Origin of the sequence: Nitrosomonas sp. Nm84 (assembly GCF_003201565.1) — a bacterium.
Lineage (GTDB): Bacteria > Pseudomonadota > Gammaproteobacteria > Burkholderiales > Nitrosomonadaceae > Nitrosomonas.
Genome location: NZ_QJJP01000013.1, coordinates 34940 through 53753, shown reverse-complemented (window position 1 = coordinate 53753; position 18814 = coordinate 34940). Strand labels below are relative to the sequence as shown.

Annotated in this window: 17 protein-coding genes; 9 read left to right on the top strand and 8 right to left on the bottom strand. The window is 47.0% G+C overall.

Annotation, left to right across the window (positions count from 1 at the left end):
* Nucleotides 1-17 precede the first annotated feature (17 nt).
* The 3 genes from C8R34_RS08375 to pgeF form a co-directional block, all read right to left on the bottom strand.
* Nucleotides 18-434 (bottom strand): DUF4019 domain-containing protein, encoded by a 417-nt coding sequence (locus C8R34_RS08375; protein WP_110339747.1) that lies wholly within the window; start codon nt 432-434, stop codon nt 18-20.
* A 55-nt stretch (nt 435-489) separates the two neighbouring features.
* Nucleotides 490-1296 (bottom strand): ZIP family metal transporter, encoded by an 807-nt coding sequence (locus tag C8R34_RS08370; protein WP_110339745.1) that lies wholly within the window; start codon nt 1294-1296, stop codon nt 490-492.
* Nucleotides 1297-1517: 221 nt separating this feature from the next.
* Nucleotides 1518-2264, bottom strand: a complete 747-nt coding sequence (pgeF, locus tag C8R34_RS08365; protein WP_110339743.1) for a peptidoglycan editing factor PgeF — start codon at nt 2262-2264, stop codon at nt 1518-1520.
* Between the two features lie 254 nt (nt 2265-2518).
* Between pgeF and C8R34_RS08360 the strand changes: the two genes are divergently transcribed.
* From C8R34_RS08360 to C8R34_RS08340, 5 genes are all read left to right on the top strand, one after another.
* Nucleotides 2519-3679, top strand: coding sequence for an ankyrin repeat domain-containing protein (locus C8R34_RS08360; RefSeq protein ID WP_110339741.1), 1161 nt, complete (start codon nt 2519-2521; stop codon nt 3677-3679).
* A gap of 16 nt (nt 3680-3695) precedes the next feature.
* Entirely contained in the window at nt 3696-4445 is a 750-nt protein-coding gene (locus tag C8R34_RS08355; RefSeq protein ID WP_110339739.1) for a glycerophosphodiester phosphodiesterase, read from the top strand.
* Complete coding sequence (locus tag C8R34_RS08350; protein ID WP_110339736.1) at nt 4442-6031, top strand: glycerol-3-phosphate dehydrogenase/oxidase; 1590 nt, start codon at nt 4442-4444, stop codon at nt 6029-6031. The genes C8R34_RS08355 and C8R34_RS08350 overlap by 4 nt, the downstream gene beginning before the upstream one ends.
* On the top strand, nt 6016-7416 hold the full coding sequence (locus tag C8R34_RS08345) for an FGGY family carbohydrate kinase (RefSeq protein WP_110339734.1): 1401 nt from the start codon (nt 6016-6018) through the stop codon (nt 7414-7416). The genes C8R34_RS08350 and C8R34_RS08345 overlap by 16 nt, the downstream gene beginning before the upstream one ends.
* A gap of 202 nt (nt 7417-7618) precedes the next feature.
* Entirely contained in the window at nt 7619-8212 is a 594-nt protein-coding gene (locus C8R34_RS08340; protein ID WP_110339732.1) for a protoglobin domain-containing protein, read from the top strand.
* 731 nt (nt 8213-8943) lie between these two features.
* On the opposite strand, the gene C8R34_RS08335 is transcribed toward C8R34_RS08340, so the two are convergent.
* From C8R34_RS08335 to C8R34_RS08325, 3 genes are read right to left on the bottom strand one after another with little or no spacing between them, the layout of a single operon-like run.
* Nucleotides 8944-10053: a lipocalin-like domain-containing protein gene (locus tag C8R34_RS08335; RefSeq protein WP_110339730.1), complete on the bottom strand. Its 1110-nt coding sequence runs from the start codon at nt 10051-10053 to the stop codon at nt 8944-8946.
* Entirely contained in the window at nt 10053-12602 is a 2550-nt protein-coding gene (locus C8R34_RS08330) for an FtsX-like permease family protein (protein ID WP_110339728.1), read from the bottom strand. The genes C8R34_RS08335 and C8R34_RS08330 overlap by 1 nt, the downstream gene beginning before the upstream one ends.
* 3 nt (nt 12603-12605) lie before the next feature.
* Complete coding sequence (locus C8R34_RS08325) at nt 12606-13268, bottom strand: ABC transporter ATP-binding protein (protein ID WP_110339726.1); 663 nt, start codon at nt 13266-13268, stop codon at nt 12606-12608.
* Nucleotides 13269-13414: 146 nt separating this feature from the next.
* Here C8R34_RS08325 and C8R34_RS08320 point away from each other — a divergent pair, with 146 nt between their 5' ends.
* On the top strand, nt 13415-13696 hold the full coding sequence (locus tag C8R34_RS08320) for a peptidylprolyl isomerase (RefSeq protein WP_110339724.1): 282 nt from the start codon (nt 13415-13417) through the stop codon (nt 13694-13696).
* A gap of 167 nt (nt 13697-13863) precedes the next feature.
* On the opposite strand, the gene C8R34_RS16265 is transcribed toward C8R34_RS08320, so the two are convergent.
* A complete protein-coding gene (locus C8R34_RS16265) occupies nt 13864-14199 on the bottom strand; it encodes a hypothetical protein (RefSeq protein WP_132467079.1) in 336 nt (111 codons plus the stop codon).
* A 458-nt stretch (nt 14200-14657) separates the two neighbouring features.
* Here C8R34_RS16265 and C8R34_RS08305 point away from each other — a divergent pair, with 458 nt between their 5' ends.
* Nucleotides 14658-15143 carry a hypothetical protein gene (locus tag C8R34_RS08305; RefSeq protein ID WP_207896458.1) on the top strand — a complete coding sequence of 162 codons (486 nt, stop codon included), beginning with the start codon at nt 14658-14660 and terminating at the stop codon, nt 15141-15143.
* A gap of 373 nt (nt 15144-15516) precedes the next feature.
* On the opposite strand, the gene C8R34_RS08300 is transcribed toward C8R34_RS08305, so the two are convergent.
* The gene (locus tag C8R34_RS08300) at nt 15517-16026 is read right to left on the bottom strand and encodes a hypothetical protein (protein ID WP_258364427.1); all 510 of its coding nucleotides are present in this window, start codon (nt 16024-16026) and stop codon (nt 15517-15519) included.
* 321 nt (nt 16027-16347) lie between these two features.
* Between C8R34_RS08300 and C8R34_RS08295 the strand changes: the two genes are divergently transcribed.
* Both C8R34_RS08295 and C8R34_RS08285 read left to right on the top strand, forming a co-directional pair.
* Nucleotides 16348-17565 carry an alanine--glyoxylate aminotransferase family protein gene (locus C8R34_RS08295; RefSeq protein WP_110339813.1) on the top strand — a complete coding sequence of 406 codons (1218 nt, stop codon included), beginning with the start codon at nt 16348-16350 and terminating at the stop codon, nt 17563-17565.
* A 295-nt stretch (nt 17566-17860) separates the two neighbouring features.
* Nucleotides 17861-18814 (top strand): glycosyltransferase family 4 protein, encoded by a 954-nt coding sequence (locus tag C8R34_RS08285; protein ID WP_258364426.1) that lies wholly within the window; start codon nt 17861-17863, stop codon nt 18812-18814.

The following is an 18814-nucleotide window of genomic DNA, read 5'->3' as shown; positions in this document are numbered from 1 at the left end:
AAGGCTCGTCAAATTTCTCACTTCATCGAATAATCCACAACCTGCCATATTTCGTTGTGTGTTTTTACCAGCGTGACCGTCTCCAGTGCCAATCCTTTTTCTGTAAACGTTGCGTAAAACTGGAGTACGATATATTCACCGTCAGGAAGTCCTGATAACGATTTTGCCGCGGCAGCGGTGGCAATATACCGGGCGCTCACAGTGCCACGTGATGCCCTGAGTGCAGTAATCGATTTGATCCATTCCAACTCGGATGTTTTCGTCTTGAATAGCGCAGATGAATTTTCCCAGCTTTCTTTATATTTTCCACTATCAACCCCTTCCAACCAGGCACGCGCACTGCTTTCAACTTTCTCGATAATATTGCTTTCTTCCGCATAAACAACGCCGACACACAAAAGCAGCAACAATACCGCCATCAATCGTTTTATCATTTAACATCCTCTATAGTTAGCGTTTCGGTGTTTTGCAACCATTTCATCCTTCCTGCTAAGTATGGGGAAAAATATTTCCCACCAGCCAGATCGAAGAAATTCCCAGCAAAATCAATACAACCTGCTGAATAGTTGCATGAATCTCAGGTCGCTTATGTAACCCTGGGATCAAATCCGACATGGCCACATAAATCATGCTGGCCGAAGCAAGTCCTAATAACGGTTGCACCAGAAAATTCATCTTATGCAGCATGAAATACGCCAACACACCGCCAACCACAGTCGCCAAGCTGGACAGCAGATTCATCAAAAATGCCATGCGGCGCGTATAACCTGAATTCAAAAGAATAATGAAGTCTCCCGCCTCCTGGGGAATTTCATGGGCAATGATCGCAATGGATGTCACAATACCTAACTGCACATCCACCATGAAAGCAGCAGCAATCAAAATACCGTCCACAAAATTATGAAAGGTATCGCCCACAATGACCATGAATCCGCTACGTCCATGATCGTGCTGGTGGTGGTTGACCACAGTCGCTGTCGCCGCCAGGCCATGCGATGGATCATGCGCCTCGCAATCTTCGATATGACAGTGACGCCACAATACTAATTTTTCCAAAATGAAAAAAACCAGAATCCCGATCAGAACAGTCATCGTTACCTGCGTGGGGTTGTCAGACAGCTCGAATGCCTCCGGCAAAGTATTTAGAAAGGCCGCGCCCAATAATGCGCCGATAGCGTAAGACACCAGTATTGAAAGCCAGGATAACCGCGCATTGAGTGACAATATCGCTGCAAACAATAAACTCAGTGCCCCTCCCAGTAAACTGGCAGCAATAATCCAGGTAAGCGTTGACATAACGTTAATTAAAAAAGCAAAGGCGGGATTATACGCTGTTCAAGGCAATTAATGAGCAAGTTAACAGGTCGTTGACAAACTATCTGCGTACCGCTAAATGGTGTTAAAAACAGGTTCAAAATGTGCATTGATTACGCATAAACTGCGTTTTCTCGCCTGTTTTTGCCTGGTATCGGCTCTGCTTCGAAAACATTCTTCAACGATCTGGTAACGATGCGCATCTAATCAAGCCAGATTAATGCAGCCATGCGCCCGGTTTCACCATCTCGACGGTAAGAAAAAAAACGCGCAGGATCACTGAATGTACACACGCCTCCACCATAAATCCTGGTAATGCCATTATTCACCAATCGCTGGCGTGCCAACAAGAAAATATCTGCCAACCATTTTTTTCCATGATTGCCATCCTTTGACGCAAAAGCTTGTGCCGCTTGCGCGTCATGCTGTGTGAAAGCCTCATAGACATCTGCGCCGACTTCAAAATGATTAGCGCCAATCGCCGGCCCCAACCACGCCAGCAACTGACCGTGGTCGACTTGCATTGCCGCAACGGATCGTTCGATGATTCCCCCCGCCAATCCGCGCCAACCCGCATGTACGATACCTACTGTGGTACCGGCTGCATCACACAGAAACACCGGTAAACAATCGGCAACCATGACAGCACAAACGGTGCCTTGCTTGCGGCTGAGAACAGCATCACCCTCCGGCGTTGTTGTTGTCGTGTCATCAATCCAGATCGGTAAAGTACCATGCACCTGTTTCAACCACTTCGGTTCAGCGGGTAAATGATGACGCAATAACGCCCGGTTATGCGTCACATCCGTCAAATCATCGTTAACATGCGCACCTAAATTCAAGGAAACATAAGCACCATTGGCACCACCACTCACGCCGCCATTACGAGTGGTAAACAATGCTTTGACATTGCGCGGTGCTGGCCAATCAGGAATTATCCAGTCATGCATAGATACCCAACATTAAAGATTAATAAATTTTCATAACACCCAGAAACATCATTCAAACATTTTATAATTGCTTATTTGCAAAAAATAACATGCTGGCTTTCTACAACCAATTAAATTTAAGAACAGATATTTCTAGGTTAAAATATTAACGGTAAAAACTAACAATATATGGTCAGTGCATGATGTATTGATCAGTGAATTCCTGAAATAAACCCAGATAATCAATCATAGTAAGTCCGATATAGGTGTAATAGATGAATTATATAAAAAACATAGCTAAGTGTACGCGTAACTTCTTTATTTTCTCAATCATCGCGACCATGCTGTCAGTCCCTGTTGCCAATGCCACCACCGAAGATGAAACCGAATTTCTTAAAGCTGCTTTTTCCGCCAAAGTAGAAACGATCAAGCAGTTGTTGGAAAAAGGTATCAACGTCAATTATCAAAATGACATGGGGTTTAGCGCCCTGATCGTCGCTTCGCAGTATGGCCACGCCGATATCGTTGATCTGTTGCTGGCAAAGAATGCCGATGTGAATCTGAAAAATGCCGGCGGCGCCACAGCATTGATTATCGCTGCAAAAAACGGCCACACCGAAGTTGTCAATGCGTTATTGGCCAAAAGCGCTCAAATTGATGCACAAACAACGGATGGCATTACTGCGCTGATGCTGGCGATACAAAAAGGACACGAAGCGATTGTTGATGCGCTATTAGCAAAAGGTGCGGACATTCATTTGAAGACCAAAGAAAAAGTAACCGCCCTGATGATCGCGGCGTTGGAAGGTAGAACAAGCATAGTCGATAAGTTACTGGAAAAAGGTGCGAAAATTGATGAACAGGCTTCCGACAACACCACTGCACTGTATATGGCTGCGCGCAACGGACACACCGCAATCGTCGAAACATTATTAGCCAGGAATGCTCCCATTGATTTGCTGGCTGCCAACGACACCACGGCGTTGTATATCGCCACCCAGGATGGGCATTTCGACGTTGTCAATGCGTTGTTGGCAAAAGGTGCCAAAGTCGATTTGAAAGATAAAAATGACGCAACAGCGCTGACACTTGCGGCGTTGATCGGCAACACCGAGATAGCCAAGGCATTGCTCAAGCACGGTGCGCAAGTCGATCATAAAGCTGCCAATGGCTTCACACCGCTCATTTTGGCTGCACAAAACGGTCATACACCGGTCATCGAAATATTACTGGAGCATGGCGCTAAAATCGATCTGCAAAACGATGATGGCGTGACCGCACTGATGTGGGCTGCTTTACATGATCATATCGATGCCGTGAAAGTATTGCTGGCAAAAGGCGCCAATTCGAAAATCAAAAGCCAAACAGGGAAAATCGCTGCTGAAATTACCCGGGATGCGGCTATCATTGAATTGCTGCAAGCCGCTGCGCAGTAACTAACTTACCCGCAGAATGCCAAAACACAGCCATCATCCTGACAATTGTCTGGTGTTTGCACATCGCGGTGCCAATACGGAAGCGATGGAAAACACCCGGAATGCTTTTGATAAAGCATTGGGTTATGCCATCGATGGCATTGAAACCGACGTGCAGCTCAGCCGTGATGAAGTTGCTGTACTTTGGCATGATCGCTTTCTCAATAAAATTGGACTGGACGACAAGCGCATTGACGATTTTGATTATCATCAACTCCAAGCATTGATCAATCCAAAATCCACAAGCGAAGTTATTATGACGTTGCAGGATTTTCTGGCCGCCTATCGCAAACGCTGTCGTTTATTGATTGAAGTCAAGAATCGTGATTGGGAACCGATTTCCCGTCACGAGTTAAAAATCCGCCAGACATTGGATCTGATCGGCCAGAATCCTGAGCAACGCATCATGGCCTCCTCTTTCAATCTTGCCAGCCTGGTGTATGCGCATCAATACAAACCGGCATTTCCGTTGGTTTACAACTTTGAAACTCACCAAACCATCGCAGATGCGCGCCAACTATTAAACACGCATGCCTTTCTTCATGGGCTTTGTCTGCCTATTGAGAATCTGGATCACGCTATAGTCGATGTGTTGCGTGATCATGGCAAATGTGTCGCCGTTTATACCTGCAATAGCGATACCGAAATCAATAAAGCGTTGCAATTAGGCGTTGATATCCTCATCAGTGACTTGCCCCATAAAGCGCTGATGCTGCGCGATCAATGAAAAGAGATTTCGCAGCTTTACACAATCAACCTTTCGATCTTCTGGTTTGCGGTGGCGGCATCTATGGCGCATGGACCGCGTATGATGCCGCACTGCGCGGTCTCAAAGTAGCCATTATTGAGCAAAGCGACTGGGCCAGCGCCACCTCGTCCGCATCCAGCAAATTAATCCACGGCGGCTTGCGTTACTTGGAGACCTATGATTTCAAACTGGTCAGCAAGTCGCTCAAGGAGCGGACCATGTTGTTACATACAGCGCCTCACCGCGTGTGGCCACTACGTTTTGGCATTCCCGTCTACGCGCAGCAGCGCATGAATCGGCTGCAACTGAAATTAGGCTTAACGTTATACGATTTCCTGGCCAGCGATACCGATCCGCAAATGCGCCACCATTATTTTAATCCACAGCAATTCACCGAGCACTTTTCTTTCCTCAATCCACATGCACTCAAAGGTGGCTTTACCTACGCCGATGCGCAAACCGATGACGCACGGCTGGTATTGGAGCTCATCGCAGGAGCACTGGATGCCGGCGCAAGCTGCATCAATTACTGCAAACTGATTCAATTGTTGGAAATCAATGGGAAAGCGGATGGTGCAATCATCCAGGATCAACTCACCCAAACCGAACAAAAAATCAGCGCCAAACAAATTGTTTTCACAACCGGCCAGTGGTTGGCAAATGAAACACAAAGCCAGGCATGGTGCCGTCTCGCCAAGGGAATTCATCTGGTAATGCCTGCCGTGCTGAACGATGAAGCGCTGCTGCTGACAGCCCGGTCGGATGGCCGGGTATTTTTCATGATCCCCTGGTATGGCTTGACGCTGCTGGGGACAACGGATACCGATTTCACAGGCAATGTGGAAAACGTCGCTGCCAATGACAGCGATATTACTTATTTACTTGCAGCCGCCAACGATTATCTGAAAACACCCTGGACAAGAAGCGACATCATCGGTTGTTTTGCTGGGGTACGCGTTTTCAAACAACCATCTCAGGCCGATTCGTCTGATTCACCCTCAGCGATCAGCCGTGACTGGGAATTAAAATCCGCTCCCAACGGCGTGCACTATGCGATTGGTGGAAAAATAACCTCATCACGCCAGGATGCTGCGCATATCGTCGACACGGTGTGCGCGCAACTCAGCATTTCCTCGCCCTGCGCAACCCAGGGTAGATTGCTCCCATGGGCACCACAGGAAAATTTCCCGGTATGGTTTGATCGTATGCAGAGCCTGGCAGCGCAATTGAGTATTGATGCAGAAAGCGCGAAATGGCTATTACATCGCCACGGCACACGCATCGATGATATTTTTCGTAGTATCGAAATGGATGCGGATCTAGCGCAACGAATCATTCCATCGCTGCCGTTTATTGATGCCGACCTGATGCACTGTGCGACTACTGAAATGGTCATCCATCTGGACGATTTGTTGCGCCGTCGCTTGCCATTACTTATTCTGGTCAAGCTGACAAAAAACCAGTTAGCGCAAATCGCCCTGCGTGTGGCCAGCATCATGAATTGGGACAATGTACGATTGCACCAGGAAGTTGAACACTGCTGCCAGCAATGGATTACACATTGATTTCGGCCATCGCCCTCGACTTAGGCACTACATCCATTAAAGCCGCTTTAATGGATCACCAAGGAAATCTCCAGCACATTGTCACTCAGCCTGCACCTGCCATCAACAGCCACAATGGGCACTATGAAAGCAGCGCACTGGACTATGCCGAAGTTGCCGAACAAGTGCTTAAAGAATGCGCGGCACAAACCGGCGACAAGCCTCCTTTGGGATTGTGCAGTCAGCGCTCGTCCTTTCTGATCTGGGATAAAGCCAGTGGCAACCCGGTAACGCCACTGATCTCGTGGCAGGATGACCGGGGATCCAGTTGTTGCGATCGCCTGCATGCATCGACAAGCACCATTCACCAACTGACTGGGCTACGACTAACCGCCTATTACTTTGCGCCCAAGCTTAATGTTTTACTGCAAGAGAATCCGGCATGGCATGAGAAATTCGTTCATGGCGAATGGCTGGTAGGTACGCTGGATACTTTTCTGATCTGGCGTTGGACGCACGGTCAACATTTTCTCACCGACGCTTCCATGGCCGCGCGCACCTTGCTGATGGATATCCACCAGCAACAATGGTCAGGCACGTTATGCAGATTATTCGATATTCCGCATTCGATTTTAGCGCACATCAAACCCTCAATCGGATTGAACGTGCCACTACCGCATATCGGATTGACCTTGCAGGCCAGCGTCGGAGACCAATCAGCTGCCCTGATCGCCAGCCTGACCGATAGCCAAACTACGGCTTTGGTTAATCTCGGCACAGGCGGTTTTGTGATCCGCTCCCTTGCCAAAGATGCATTCGCATCTGATGGTTATCTACAAACACTGGTTTATCAAAATGACGACCAGCAATCGCAATTTGCCATTGAAGGCACACTCAATTCCATCGCTGCTGCACTGGCGCCTTATCCGGTGCAGGATTGCTGCAGTGAAGATTTGGCAAGTAACGATATTTTTTGCCTGGCAGAACCCAGCGGGTTAGGCGCACCTTATTTTCGCAAAGATTGGGGCATTTATTTCTCCCAATCAACTGCAGACTTGAGCACACAGCAAATCACCGCACTCATGCTTGAGGCCGTTGTTTTCCGGGTTGCACGTATCCTGGAAGATTTTCACCACCATGCGCCGCTGACTGAAGCTTATCTATCAGGCGGCTTATCCGAATTGCCTTGCCTGCAACATGGCATCGCCCAGTGCGTGCCTTTCCCAGTTTTTCACTTACAACAAAAAGAAACAAGTTTACAAGGCGCCGCCCTACTGGCTTGCGGACTTAAAACAACAGGCCGCCGCTACGCCAAGCAAATTGTCATTGAACACAGAAACAGCGCATTATCAGAAAAGTATCAGCACTGGAAAAATTGGCTGGATGGTTTATTGAAGGCACGCTGAGATTGAATCAGTACCCAAAAGTATGTTCACACACATTATCAATCCTGTAGAATCCGCCATGCAAATATTCAACAGGATCATTTTCCTATATAATTTGACCGGAATTCATTGCATAACTGCATGATATTTAATGCATAGTGTAACAACAAATACTGTTACGTTGTTACCTATGATGATTAACATTTCTCAATAAGGAAATTTTATGGCAACTACAAATATACCTGGCTACACTTACGGCAGTCCTGAGCTCAAAAAATCTCCCGTATCCTTGGATGATTTTGCCAAGCTGAAACAGGCCAGCCTGTTTGGCGATGATGATGTGCGCTACCTCAAAATGTCGCATGACATACTCAAAGACCAAACTGAGCAGATTCTGGATGTATGGTATGGCTTTGTCGGTTCTACACCTTTCCTGTTGCATTATTTCACCAACGCAGCGGATGGTCAGCCTAACATGGATTATCTGGGTGGGGTGCGCAAACGTTTCGGTCAATGGATTCTGGATACTGCAAAAGCTGAATATGATCAGAATTGGCTCAATTATCAGTACGAAATTGGATTGCGTCATCATAGCTCCAAGAAAAACCGTACAGATAATGTAAAAGCAGTGCCAATTATTCATTTACACTACATTTTTGCACTTCTCATTCCCATTACAACAACGCTTCGCCCTTTCCTGGAAAAAGGCGGTCACTCACGTGATGATGTCGATCGTATGCAGGATGCCTGGCGCAAATCTGTGCTGATGCAGGTCATTCTGTGGTCACAACCTTATATTAAAGACGGAGAGTTCTAAGAAGTTGTGGAGAGTGACGTTTATACCTCTCCATTAAAATTACGTAGAAGTTTTATACTACAAAGATAAATGCCCATTTATCGGAATAATCCAATAAATGGGCATTTATACTTCTAAACTTATTCGGTTGATTCCGCCACTATGAAGTCGTTCACAATGAGTGGTGGAATAAGTTTTAATGCAACCAGATAATCATCAGTAACTTACAAAACTTAAACCACATACAGATATCAATAAAAATTGATCAGTCTAGAATACGCCGTAAACAACTGCGCCAATAACGATAAACACTGCAGTTGAAATGAAGAACAATCTCAGAACTTGTGCGTCTGTTTCTCTTCTATTAACTTCGCTCATATTTTATCTCCTTATTTAATGGATTTCTTTAATTAACATTCACCTACTTAACTAAAGCCGATTACATCGACCCCCCTACTTTCACAATCACAAGCTTTTGTGATCATGTAATCTTCTCTATTCCCTTTTTTATTATTGATTACCAACCTAAGGAACTGAGTATATTACCTATTTAGCAATAATCATACTACTCTGATCATTCTGCCTGTAAATTCTAACTCACATTTACCAACAATGAAAGTATTGAAATTAGGCATGCGCTACATTTATCGAAAAATTCACCAGACTCAGCAATCTATTTTTGCGCTTTAAATGCATGTAGACTTGCTTATCCTGCAATCCTGGGAATTCTCCAATCTTAATTGGAATCACGTTCACAATGTTAAAGGTTTGACATAACCAGTTAACTCAAGATACCCCTTGCCGGCCGGTTTATTATCTTTAGTCAGCGTCACTGCACCTTCCCAATAAACTGCACCGGCTGATTGACGTGAATCCAGTTCCTGATCATCCAACAGTGGCGTCAGTTGCCATTCAATTTCACCGGTACGAATACGCATGGCCACAGGATAGATCGCATCGGTATGCGGCGACTGCCAAGTACGTATGGGAACAAATTCCACCTGTTCCGGTTTGAAGAATGAAACATTACCCGCTACATCGCGGAGTGCGGCATAGGCCCAGACTTTACTGCCATTCTTACCGCGTATTTGAAAAGCCATTAATGCTGAGCCATCATCCAGATTGGCACCCACCCAATCCCAACCATCCGCATCAGCATCCAAATAGGCTGTCGACCATTCATGATCCAGCCAGGCACGGCCGCTGACAGTAACCGGCCTATTATCACGAAAAACCGTACCGGTTACGCTTAAATGCGGTTCACTATAGTAGTAACTTGCTTGTTCTGGTTTCGGACCTTTACGGGAAAAACCATTTTCGCCCTGTAACAGCGGCATTTGCGTCGGCGATAACGATAATCGTAAGCCAAAATCACTGGCCTGCATATCCACCTGATAACGCCCATCTTCCTCACGCACCAACGTCCAATTGTCCAGTTTCACATCCGTGTTGCCTTGCCTGGCATAAGCCAGATCAAAACCTTCACGTGCAGTCTTTTCCGTATGCATCAGCTTGCCCACGGCAGGGTCAGATAATGCCAAATGCGCAATGATTAAATATTTCGCGGCAAAACGGCTTGGATTATCCTCATTAAGATCCGTTGCATAACGAAAGAATGTCACCTGAAAACCCAGTGGCTTGTTATCTTCAGTCTCCAACCAGCCGGTGATATACCACCATTCAATGCGAAAATCCTGGTGCGCGCCATAATCATGCGGGAAAGTCAGCTGCTGATCAGGCACAACCGGCATCCACCGGGAAGGTTCAGCAAAAATATTGGTGATCAGTAAGCTTACAATCAGCATGATCGTTCTAGCAAAACGAGTAAAAAAACGCTTACCGTTATTGTTAACGCTCAGCATTACCAATCCTCCCGCACAGCACGTATGACATTACCGGAAACTGCCTGGCGCCCGGCCAGCAATGCCGTCAATGCCGCTGAAACCAGCATAATCACGGCGACCAGCATCAACCAACCCCATGGCAGATGCAATTGCATGGTCCAATGAAAAGATTGCGGATTGACGATAAAAACCAGAATCAAACTGATACCCCACCCCAAAATAAAACCCAGAGCGATCCCAAGTACAGTCAACAACCCGCCTTCAGCGGCCAGCATCGTAAGAATCTGCCGGCGCATGACACCAATATGTCGCAACATGCCAAACTCTTTGGCACGCGCCAATGTTTGCGCTGAGAAACTGGCCGCCACGCCCAGCAATCCAATGACGACCGCCACCAGTTCCAGTAAATAAGTCACCGCAAAACTCCGGTCAAAGATTTCCAGACTTAATGCACGCATATCACCGGATCGGGATATCTCCAGCGCAGCGCCAAACGGCAGTTGCCGCAATTTCGCGATGGCTGCATCCAGATTTATTCCAGTTTGCAGCCACAAAGCAACCGTATTGACACTCACATCCCCCGTTAATGCCTGATAATCGGCCAATTGCATTTGGATAGCACCAAATTGACGGCCATAATCACGCCACACCCCGGCGACCAGAAATTCATTGGATGCTGCGCCAATCGGCAAGATCACTTTTTCACCCACCCGGTAGCCATACAAATCAACCATTGCTTCCGACACCCAAACAGGCATCACATCGTCAGGCCATGATGCAGGTGCCATCATGTCATCCGTCATCGGTAGCGTATTACGCGGATCTGATTGGTCAACAGGACGGGCGATCAGGGTGATTTCCGGCCGATTGGCATCCAGCATCAATTGCTGTGAACGAAAAAAATCCACACGACCAAAATCGGGCAGCGCAGCAACCGCCTGTTGCACATCGGGTTGAAAACCGCCCTGATCTCCGGTCGCAGCGGCGCGTACATATAAATCAGCCGGTAAAACACGCCCCAACCAATCATCAACTGATACGCGAAAACTCGTCACCATGATGGCCATGGCAACCATCAGACTAAAACTGGCCAATATGCCGCCCAGTGCAATAGCAGCCTGATTGGGCGCATTTGCCAAGCGCGCCAGCACCAAAGTAAAAACAGCGCCGATCCGGCCGGAATGCCATTTGGCCTGCAATGCTGAAAAAAACCATGCGGCAAAACGCGGCATCAATGCAATACCGCCGATCAATAGCAATGCAACCGCCAGATAGCCAAATATCGGCAGCTCAAAAATCGGAGGAAGCTGGGTAAACAAGACGGCGACCGACAAACAAATCACCGCAAACCAAGGCGGCGACAACCTTGCCATGGCCATATCTTCACTGCCGGATCTTAACGCTAACGCAGGCTTGGCACGGGCTGCCTCCAATGCCGGCGCAATGCTCCCTAGCAAAGTCACGCCAAGCCCCACCCCAAAGAACGTCAATGCAGCCAGCGGATCAAAATAAATACTCGGTTTGACGCCCGGGAAAAAGATGCTGCCTAAATCTCCGCCCAGAAACTGGATCGTCAGCGCCGCAACCGCATATCCCAAACCCAAACCCAGCAACGAGCCGATCACCCCCAGAATCACCCCTTCGGTGATGATCTGTCGCAACAACTGTTGCCGTGTAAAGCCCAATACGCGCAATAGCGCAAATTGCTGGCGTCGTCGGATAACAGAAAGTGCTTGTGTGGAAAACACCAAAAAGACACCGGTAAACAGCGCTACCAGCGCCAGCATGTTCAGGTTGACCCGATAGGCGCGCGACATATTGGCAACTCGCGTTTCCTGATCCGCCGATTCAGCAACCACATACGACCCACCCAGTTCTTTAGCCAGCTTGGCTTTAAACGCGGCATGGTTGACACCGTCCTGCAGTTTCAACTCGATCCGCGACAATACACCCAGCTGCTGGAAGCGCCACTGCGCCGCACCGATATCCATCACCGCAATGCGTTGACCTGCCCGCGCCCGCACCAAACCACCCGCCACGCGCAATGTAACGGTTTGCAATCCTGCGTACAGTTGCAATGAATCGCCTTGCTTAACCTGCAGCCACGCCATCGCAGCCGGTGATAGGAAAATAGTATCGCTCGCCAGACGATCCAGCGTTTCTCCTTCCGCGGGCAATCCCAGCAAATCAGGTGAAATCTGCGCTGCCCGAAACATATCGATGCCGATAATTTTTAGTTTTTGGTCATTTCTATTGTGCTGTTTTCCCGGTATTGCAACATCCAGTTCCAGCACCGGATTTACCAATGCGACACCTGCGGTGTTAGCCAGCAGCGGATAAAGCGACTCATCAAACACTGCCTTCTGGCCGCGCACCTGCAAATCCGCTTGCCCGGACAGACTTTTGCTGGCAGCGGAAAATTCATTAAAAGCAGCGGTATTAATCAGATGGATTGAAAACCCCATCGCAATACCGATGGCGATAGCGATGAGCGCCACGATTACTTGTACCAGATGCGCGCGCCATTCACCGAATAGCAGCCAGCGAGATAACGATGCCGAATTCATTGGCTAGGTGCCCTCTGATGCCACAGGATGCAAACCATCCTTGGTTAAATTCAAAATCATGTCGGCCGTCGCAGCAGCCGCATGCGAGTGCGTTACGATAATGCCCGTCGCGCCATTAGCTTTGATTTCCGTACGCATTAACTGGAGAATCTCATGCGCCGTATCCGGATCGAGATTGCCTGTCGGCTCATCCGCCAAAACCAGTTTAGGCCGGTGTATCAACGCCCGCGCAATCGCAACACGCTGCAATTCGCCACCGGACAATTGACGCGGAAAATGATGCCCGCGATCACGCAATCCCACGTCGGCCAACATTTGTTCTACACGATCCAACGGCGCCCCATTCAGTAATAAAGGCAAAGCGATATTCTGGCTCAATGTCAGATGCGGCAATACATGAAATGCCTGAAAGATGAAACCGAACTGTTGGCGCCGCAGTCGCGTGGCTGCATCGTCATCCAGCGACGAAATGGTAGCGCCGTTAATGCGAATTTCACCGGAATCCGGCGTATCCAGCCCCGCAATCAAATTCAACAAAGTCGACTTCCCCACACCCGACTCACCCATGATGGCAACGTACTCGCCTGCTTTCAGCGTATAGCTTAAATTGGTTAGCACCTTGCGGCCTTCGGCATAAGCTTTATTGACACTGCATAACTCAAGCATTGGCACTGATACCACTGAATATTTTCATTAAACCCTCGATGACTTGGACGGCTATAAAACTAGAACAGTACTTTAATAAGCACACGTATTTGTGCTTAAATGTACCACGTAACAAAAAATTAATTTAAAAATACAGGAGAAATCTTATGGCACGAGCCAGTGCACGTCATATCTTGGTAAAAACCGAAGAGCAATGTAACAACCTGAAAGCTGAAATAGAAAATGGCGCCGAATTCAGTCAATTAGCGCAACAACATTCACTCTGTCCATCCGGCAAACAAGGCGGTGACTTGGGTGAATTTGGCCGCGGGCAAATGGTGAAGGAATTTGATACCGTGGTATTCAGCGCACCTGTCGGCGAGGTGCAAGGCCCGGTTAAAACACAGTTTGGTTATCATTTGGTGGAAGTGACCAAACGTAGCGATTAATTATTCTGCCACAATCACTATGAATGTGCTTTTATCGAAGATCATGTGTCGGTTAGCACATCAGTTGGACTGAACGAAGAGATGCCCAACATTTAACACTGAGGCTTATTCAAAAAATATAACCCGCCATATTCTGGCGGGCTAGTCGCAAGCATGCTCATTTCTCATCAGCGATGCCCTCTATGACCGCTATGGCCCCTGCCGTGATGACCGCCGCCGGAATGTTTGTGTCCGCCCCAATGCCGCTGTACGCCGATGGAGTGTCTATGCCCTCCGTGGTGATGTCTATGTCCACCGATGAAATGTCGATGTCCGTTACCGAAATACCTATAGCTACCCATGTAACCTCTTGGGCTGCTGTAATAAACTGGTGATTGATATCCATAACTATAAGCAGCACCGCGATAATATCCCACGCCTCCGGAATAAGGTGTGGCTACACATCCACCAAGAAGAAACATTCCAATTACAGCAAGAAGAATAAGCGTTGTTTTAGTATTCATGATGTATCTCCTGAATAAACCAAAGGTAGATCATTTTTTCGGGTAATTTTTTCGTTTAAATCTTATGCATTCCCGATCATCCAATACCCAATCGATCTGATATTGCGGTTTAATTGTGCAGCCTTTGAGCTGAATAGTGACTGAACGCAGGAATGTTCAATATTTAACAGGCCGTTGAAAAACGTATTCGAGGCAGCCGATGCAAGGCAAAAACGGACGAAAAAGCGCAATAAAGCACCGCTGAATCCCAAGCGGAGCACTGCCTTCATCAGAAGTTCATTATAAAAGGTGCAGCAGTTGATGCGGTATTGCATAAGGTGCTTGCAGCTCGACAAGCTACTGCAAAAGCTTCAGGAATACGTGTCGGTGGATAATTGAATTACTACACTTTGCCCCCCAGTCTATGAAATAATTCTTTGTCGTGTTATTACATTAGGTTAATCTTCAGAGGAGAAGAAATGTACGTTGGTCACTTTGCAATTGGAATGGCGCTTAAAGCACGTTACCCCGATGTCCCAACCCCTCCTATCCTATTAGGGGTCGTTTTCCTGGACATTCTGGCGGGAATTTTTATCGTTCTTGGCTGGAATCAGGTTACGCCCAACTTGCAAGCTTTACCTTATCTCTATTTTGATTTGACTTTTATTGATTGGGATCACTCACTCCTGGCGGCTATCTTCTGGTCAATTATATGGGCTGTATGCTTCATCAAGCACAAGCGCGTCGCAATTATTGCAGGCATAGCCAGTTTCTCTCATTTTTTGGCTGACTGGCCTATGCACAACAATGATTTGGCACTTTTCCCACATTCGGATTATCACCTTGGCATGGGGCTTTGGAATCAATTTGGAATTGGCTCTTGGGTACTTGAAGGAATATTTTCTACCGTCCTTCTGATTTATGCATTCAGCTTGTTTCGCAAACGGGGAATTGATTTGACGTGATCATGCATTTTTCTCTGCATCTGTTTTCTGCAACTATCGCCGTGGCTCTCACCCATGCAGTTAGTTGCAGCCCTACCGGAACCTGCCGCACACTTAACGCTTGGCACAGTAATCACGGTCAGCTTCCTTGGTACTGGCCTGATTCTTACGGCATTGATTAATCGTGCAGAGCGAAAGGCGTGCACCTAGCAATCCACATCCAAGCCGGCCGCACAATGCAGAGAGATTGCATCTTGCAATCGAATGCAATGCGAGAATCCTGGACAAATAAAGCACTCCGTCGCAAATAGCGAGGTATTAAAAATCACTCTTCATGCTGCTGGTTCTCAATCAGCCTTCGCCCCTAGGGGCGAAGAATTAAAACCGGAAGAGATTAAAAACACTGATCAATTGTTTCCACTTTGTATAAACGCTGAGATAGTGACGCCTTAGGATCGGGTATATATGAAGCCGGTGGATAATCACTGAGAAGATTTTTATTGCTGCGAATTTCGATTTGAGACTTTGTACTTTCTTTACTGCCGGTATCTTTAATGGTCATTATCCAGTTCCCATTGCCATAGGTAATCGGTTGGTTGATGCTCCCCGAAGACTTGGGATCATGAATCTCAGTAATGTAGTACGTTTTTGCAGCTTCATCATGCATCTGCGGGTAACCATCGACTTGCAACGAGTCATGATAGATAAAATAAGTATTGATATCGCGCCAGGTGTGACGATGCCATTTCGGCAAATGAAAGCCTTCATCACTTTTTAGGCATTCTGCAATTTCCAGGTAATATTTGTCACTGTTGCGACTATAAATAATTTTCTGATTTAGTAACTCTTCTCGTGTAGGCGTTGTCGTGCAAGCGGATAGCATGAGCACACATAGCAAAGACATGATTGATGTTTTTAGAGAATAGCGCATACGATGGAAGTATTTTTAATCAGATTGATTTTGTCTCAATAGCTGAGAATTCTAATTTTGCATTTATTCAAGCACATCATTATGAATAACGTGTTTGGCAAAGACCAGCAAAAAAACCTTCCATACACTGCATGCCAAAAATTCAAAATTTCAGATGGTTATGGGAATTTTTTAGCATATCCATCAGCATATTTTATTGAGTGCCCATCAGTTTATAGTAAACTCTCGATTCACTTGTTAAAATCAATCTTTTTACAAAACAAATCAAATTACATAATTAATTTAGGATCGTTCATGAATACCGAAGATTTTCGTCCCGAAAAAGAAGTTAAAGTTTTTTATCCTCCGCAGCGTGTTTTGATGGGACCTGGTCCATCAGACACCCATCCGCGTGTGCTGAATGCCATGGCGCGTCCCACATTAGGTCACCTTGATCCGGTTTTTACCGAGATGATGGAAGAAATTAAAGGCTTGATGCGCTACGCATTTCAAACCAAGAATCGCATGACTTTTCCGGTTTCCGGACCTGGCTCTGTGGGCATGGAAATGTGCTTTGTCAATATGATTGTTCCCGGCGATAAAGTCATTGTGTGCCGCAACGGGGTTTTTGGCGGACGCATGATTGAAAACGTCGAGCGTCATGGTGGTACTGCAGTAGTGGTGGACGATAAATGGGGTGAGCCGGTCGATCCGCAAAAAGTTGAAGATGCGCTGAAAAAGAACCCTGATGCTAAGATTGTCGCGTTTGCTCACGCAGAAACTTCTACCGGCGCGCAATCCGATGCCAAAACATTGTGTGAAATTGCACGCAAATATGATTGTTTAACGATTGTCGATACGGTTACCTCGCTAGGCGGTACGCCAATTAAAGTGGACGAATGGGGAATTGATGCGATCTATTCCGGCAGCCAGAAATGTTTATCCTGTCCTCCAGGTTTGTCGCCTGTGAGTTTCTCCGAGCGTGTGACTGATCTGGTTAAGAATCGTAAGGAAAAAGTACATAGCTGGTTCATGGACATCAGTTTGCTGCTGAATTACTGGGGATCGTCGACACGTACTTATCATCACACCGCGCCAACCAATGCGCTGTATGCGCTGCATGAATCGTTATTGATGCTTGCCGAAGAAGGACTGGAACATTCCTGGGCACGCCATCAGCGGAATTACCAAGCGCTGAAAGCTGGGTTTGCGACGCTGGGCATGAATTATGTGGTTGCAGAACCATATCGTTTACCGCAGCTGAACTCCGTTTTTGTACCGGCTGGCGTGGATGAAAAAGAAGTTCGCCGGCGCTTGCTGGATGACTATAATCTTGAGATTGGTGCCGGCTTGGGGGATTTTGCCGGGAAAGTTTGGCGTTTTGGTTTGATGGGCACATCAAGCAGGGTAGAGAATGTGCTGTTCTGCTTAAATGCACTGGAGAGCGTATTACTTGATATGGGTGTGAAGACCGAGCGTGGCGGTGCTGCAGCAGCAGCACATCAAAGCTATGCCTCTAATCCCATGTTTTAGGGCTTCTTCAAGATGGATAGCAGCCTTAATAGGCCGCTGAAAAACATTTCCGAGGCAGCCGACACTCAGCAAAAGCAGGTGAAAGAATGCAATTCATGTGTGACAAATGCGCATTTTGAGCCTGTTTTTAACATCATAGCGGCAATGCAGATCGTTTTTCAACGCTCTGCCAAACATCCTGTCACTTTCTGGTCATTCATGACATAAGAAAGTGACATTTGTTTTTCATTGACTTATCACGGATGATCCGGTCACTATGGTTTTGAATTCTCCTCTATCAATGGTAGCAGCGTCGGTGCTAGCATTTGTCATCGCTTTTTTCTCAATTCTATGGTTGATAAAGCACAAAACTAGCTGGGGGTTGGATCATCCTAATTCACGTTCGCTGCACTCGGTACCCGTTCCGCGCACCGGCGGCTTGGGCTTATTTTTGGCAGTAATCATCACCTGGTTGTTTTTCTGGGTGATGGTACCTATGACAGTATGGGTAGGTATCAGCCTGCTGATCATCGTATCATTCGCTGATGATGTTGAACATTTGCCGGTCTGGTGCCGACTGCTGGTGCAGATTGTTGCCGCAGCAGTGTTTTCTACCGATCTCTTACTGCAGGCTTATGGCTGGATGAGCGTATTGTGCGCTACAGCTGCGATTGTCTGGGTGTCTAATCTTTATAACTTTATGGATGGCTCGGATGGTCTGGCGGGTGGCATGGCGGTAATCGGATTTGGATATTATGGCTTGTTTGCCTACCTAGCAGAGAATTATGATTTTGCTGTGATCAATTTTTCAATTGCTGCCGCAGCTTTGGCTTTTCTGATACACAATTTCTATCCGGCCAGAATTTTCATGGGGGACGTCGGTGCGATTCCATTGGGATTCCTGGCGGCTGTATTGGGAATACTCGGATGGATGAATAATCTATGGTCTGTGTGGCTACCGTTGCTGGTTTTTTCGCCTTTTATTGCAGATTCGACAGTGACGCTGATAAAACGCCTGATTCGTGGAAAAAGAATCTGGCTGGCACATCGCGAACATTATTATCAGCGCATTATTCAAAGCGGTTTCGGTCACCGTAACACCGCATTGTCAGGTTATGCGCTCATGCTCATAGTGGGTGGGAGTGCTGTATGGGCATGCAGGCAAGATGTGACGGTACAGTACGGGGTAGTAGCGATTTGGGGGAGTATTTATCTGATATTAATGCTTATTTCTGATTGGCATCAGAAATATTATTCCGATCGGGGATAA

What these genes read in the sequence shown, in the direction of transcription:
- C8R34_RS08330 (WP_110339728.1), bottom strand. Translation starts at nt 12,602, where the DNA reads ATGAATTCGGCATCGTTATCTCGCTGGCTGCTATTCGGTGAATGGCGC.
- C8R34_RS08325 (WP_110339726.1), bottom strand. Translation starts at nt 13,268, where the DNA reads ATGCTTGAGTTATGCAGTGTCAATAAAGCTTATGCCGAAGGCCGCAAG.
- C8R34_RS08340 (WP_110339732.1), top strand. Translation starts at nt 7,619, where the DNA reads ATGGCAACTACAAATATACCTGGCTACACTTACGGCAGTCCTGAGCTC.
- C8R34_RS08355 (WP_110339739.1), top strand. Translation starts at nt 3,696, where the DNA reads ATGCCAAAACACAGCCATCATCCTGACAATTGTCTGGTGTTTGCACAT.
- C8R34_RS08295 (WP_110339813.1), top strand. Translation starts at nt 16,348, where the DNA reads ATGAATACCGAAGATTTTCGTCCCGAAAAAGAAGTTAAAGTTTTTTAT.
- C8R34_RS08360 (WP_110339741.1), top strand. Translation starts at nt 2,519, where the DNA reads ATGAATTATATAAAAAACATAGCTAAGTGTACGCGTAACTTCTTTATT.
- C8R34_RS16265 (WP_132467079.1), bottom strand. Translation starts at nt 14,199, where the DNA reads ATGAATACTAAAACAACGCTTATTCTTCTTGCTGTAATTGGAATGTTT.
- C8R34_RS08370 (WP_110339745.1), bottom strand. Translation starts at nt 1,296, where the DNA reads ATGTCAACGCTTACCTGGATTATTGCTGCCAGTTTACTGGGAGGGGCA.
- C8R34_RS08320 (WP_110339724.1), top strand. Translation starts at nt 13,415, where the DNA reads ATGGCACGAGCCAGTGCACGTCATATCTTGGTAAAAACCGAAGAGCAA.
- C8R34_RS08335 (WP_110339730.1), bottom strand. Translation starts at nt 10,053, where the DNA reads ATGCTGAGCGTTAACAATAACGGTAAGCGTTTTTTTACTCGTTTTGCT.
- C8R34_RS08345 (WP_110339734.1), top strand. Translation starts at nt 6,016, where the DNA reads ATGGATTACACATTGATTTCGGCCATCGCCCTCGACTTAGGCACTACA.
- C8R34_RS08350 (WP_110339736.1), top strand. Translation starts at nt 4,442, where the DNA reads ATGAAAAGAGATTTCGCAGCTTTACACAATCAACCTTTCGATCTTCTG.
- pgeF (WP_110339743.1), bottom strand. Translation starts at nt 2,264, where the DNA reads ATGCATGACTGGATAATTCCTGATTGGCCAGCACCGCGCAATGTCAAA.
- C8R34_RS08305 (WP_207896458.1), top strand. Translation starts at nt 14,658, where the DNA reads ATGTACGTTGGTCACTTTGCAATTGGAATGGCGCTTAAAGCACGTTAC.
- C8R34_RS08300 (WP_258364427.1), bottom strand. Translation starts at nt 16,026, where the DNA reads ATGTCTTTGCTATGTGTGCTCATGCTATCCGCTTGCACGACAACGCCT.
- C8R34_RS08375 (WP_110339747.1), bottom strand. Translation starts at nt 434, where the DNA reads ATGATAAAACGATTGATGGCGGTATTGTTGCTGCTTTTGTGTGTCGGC.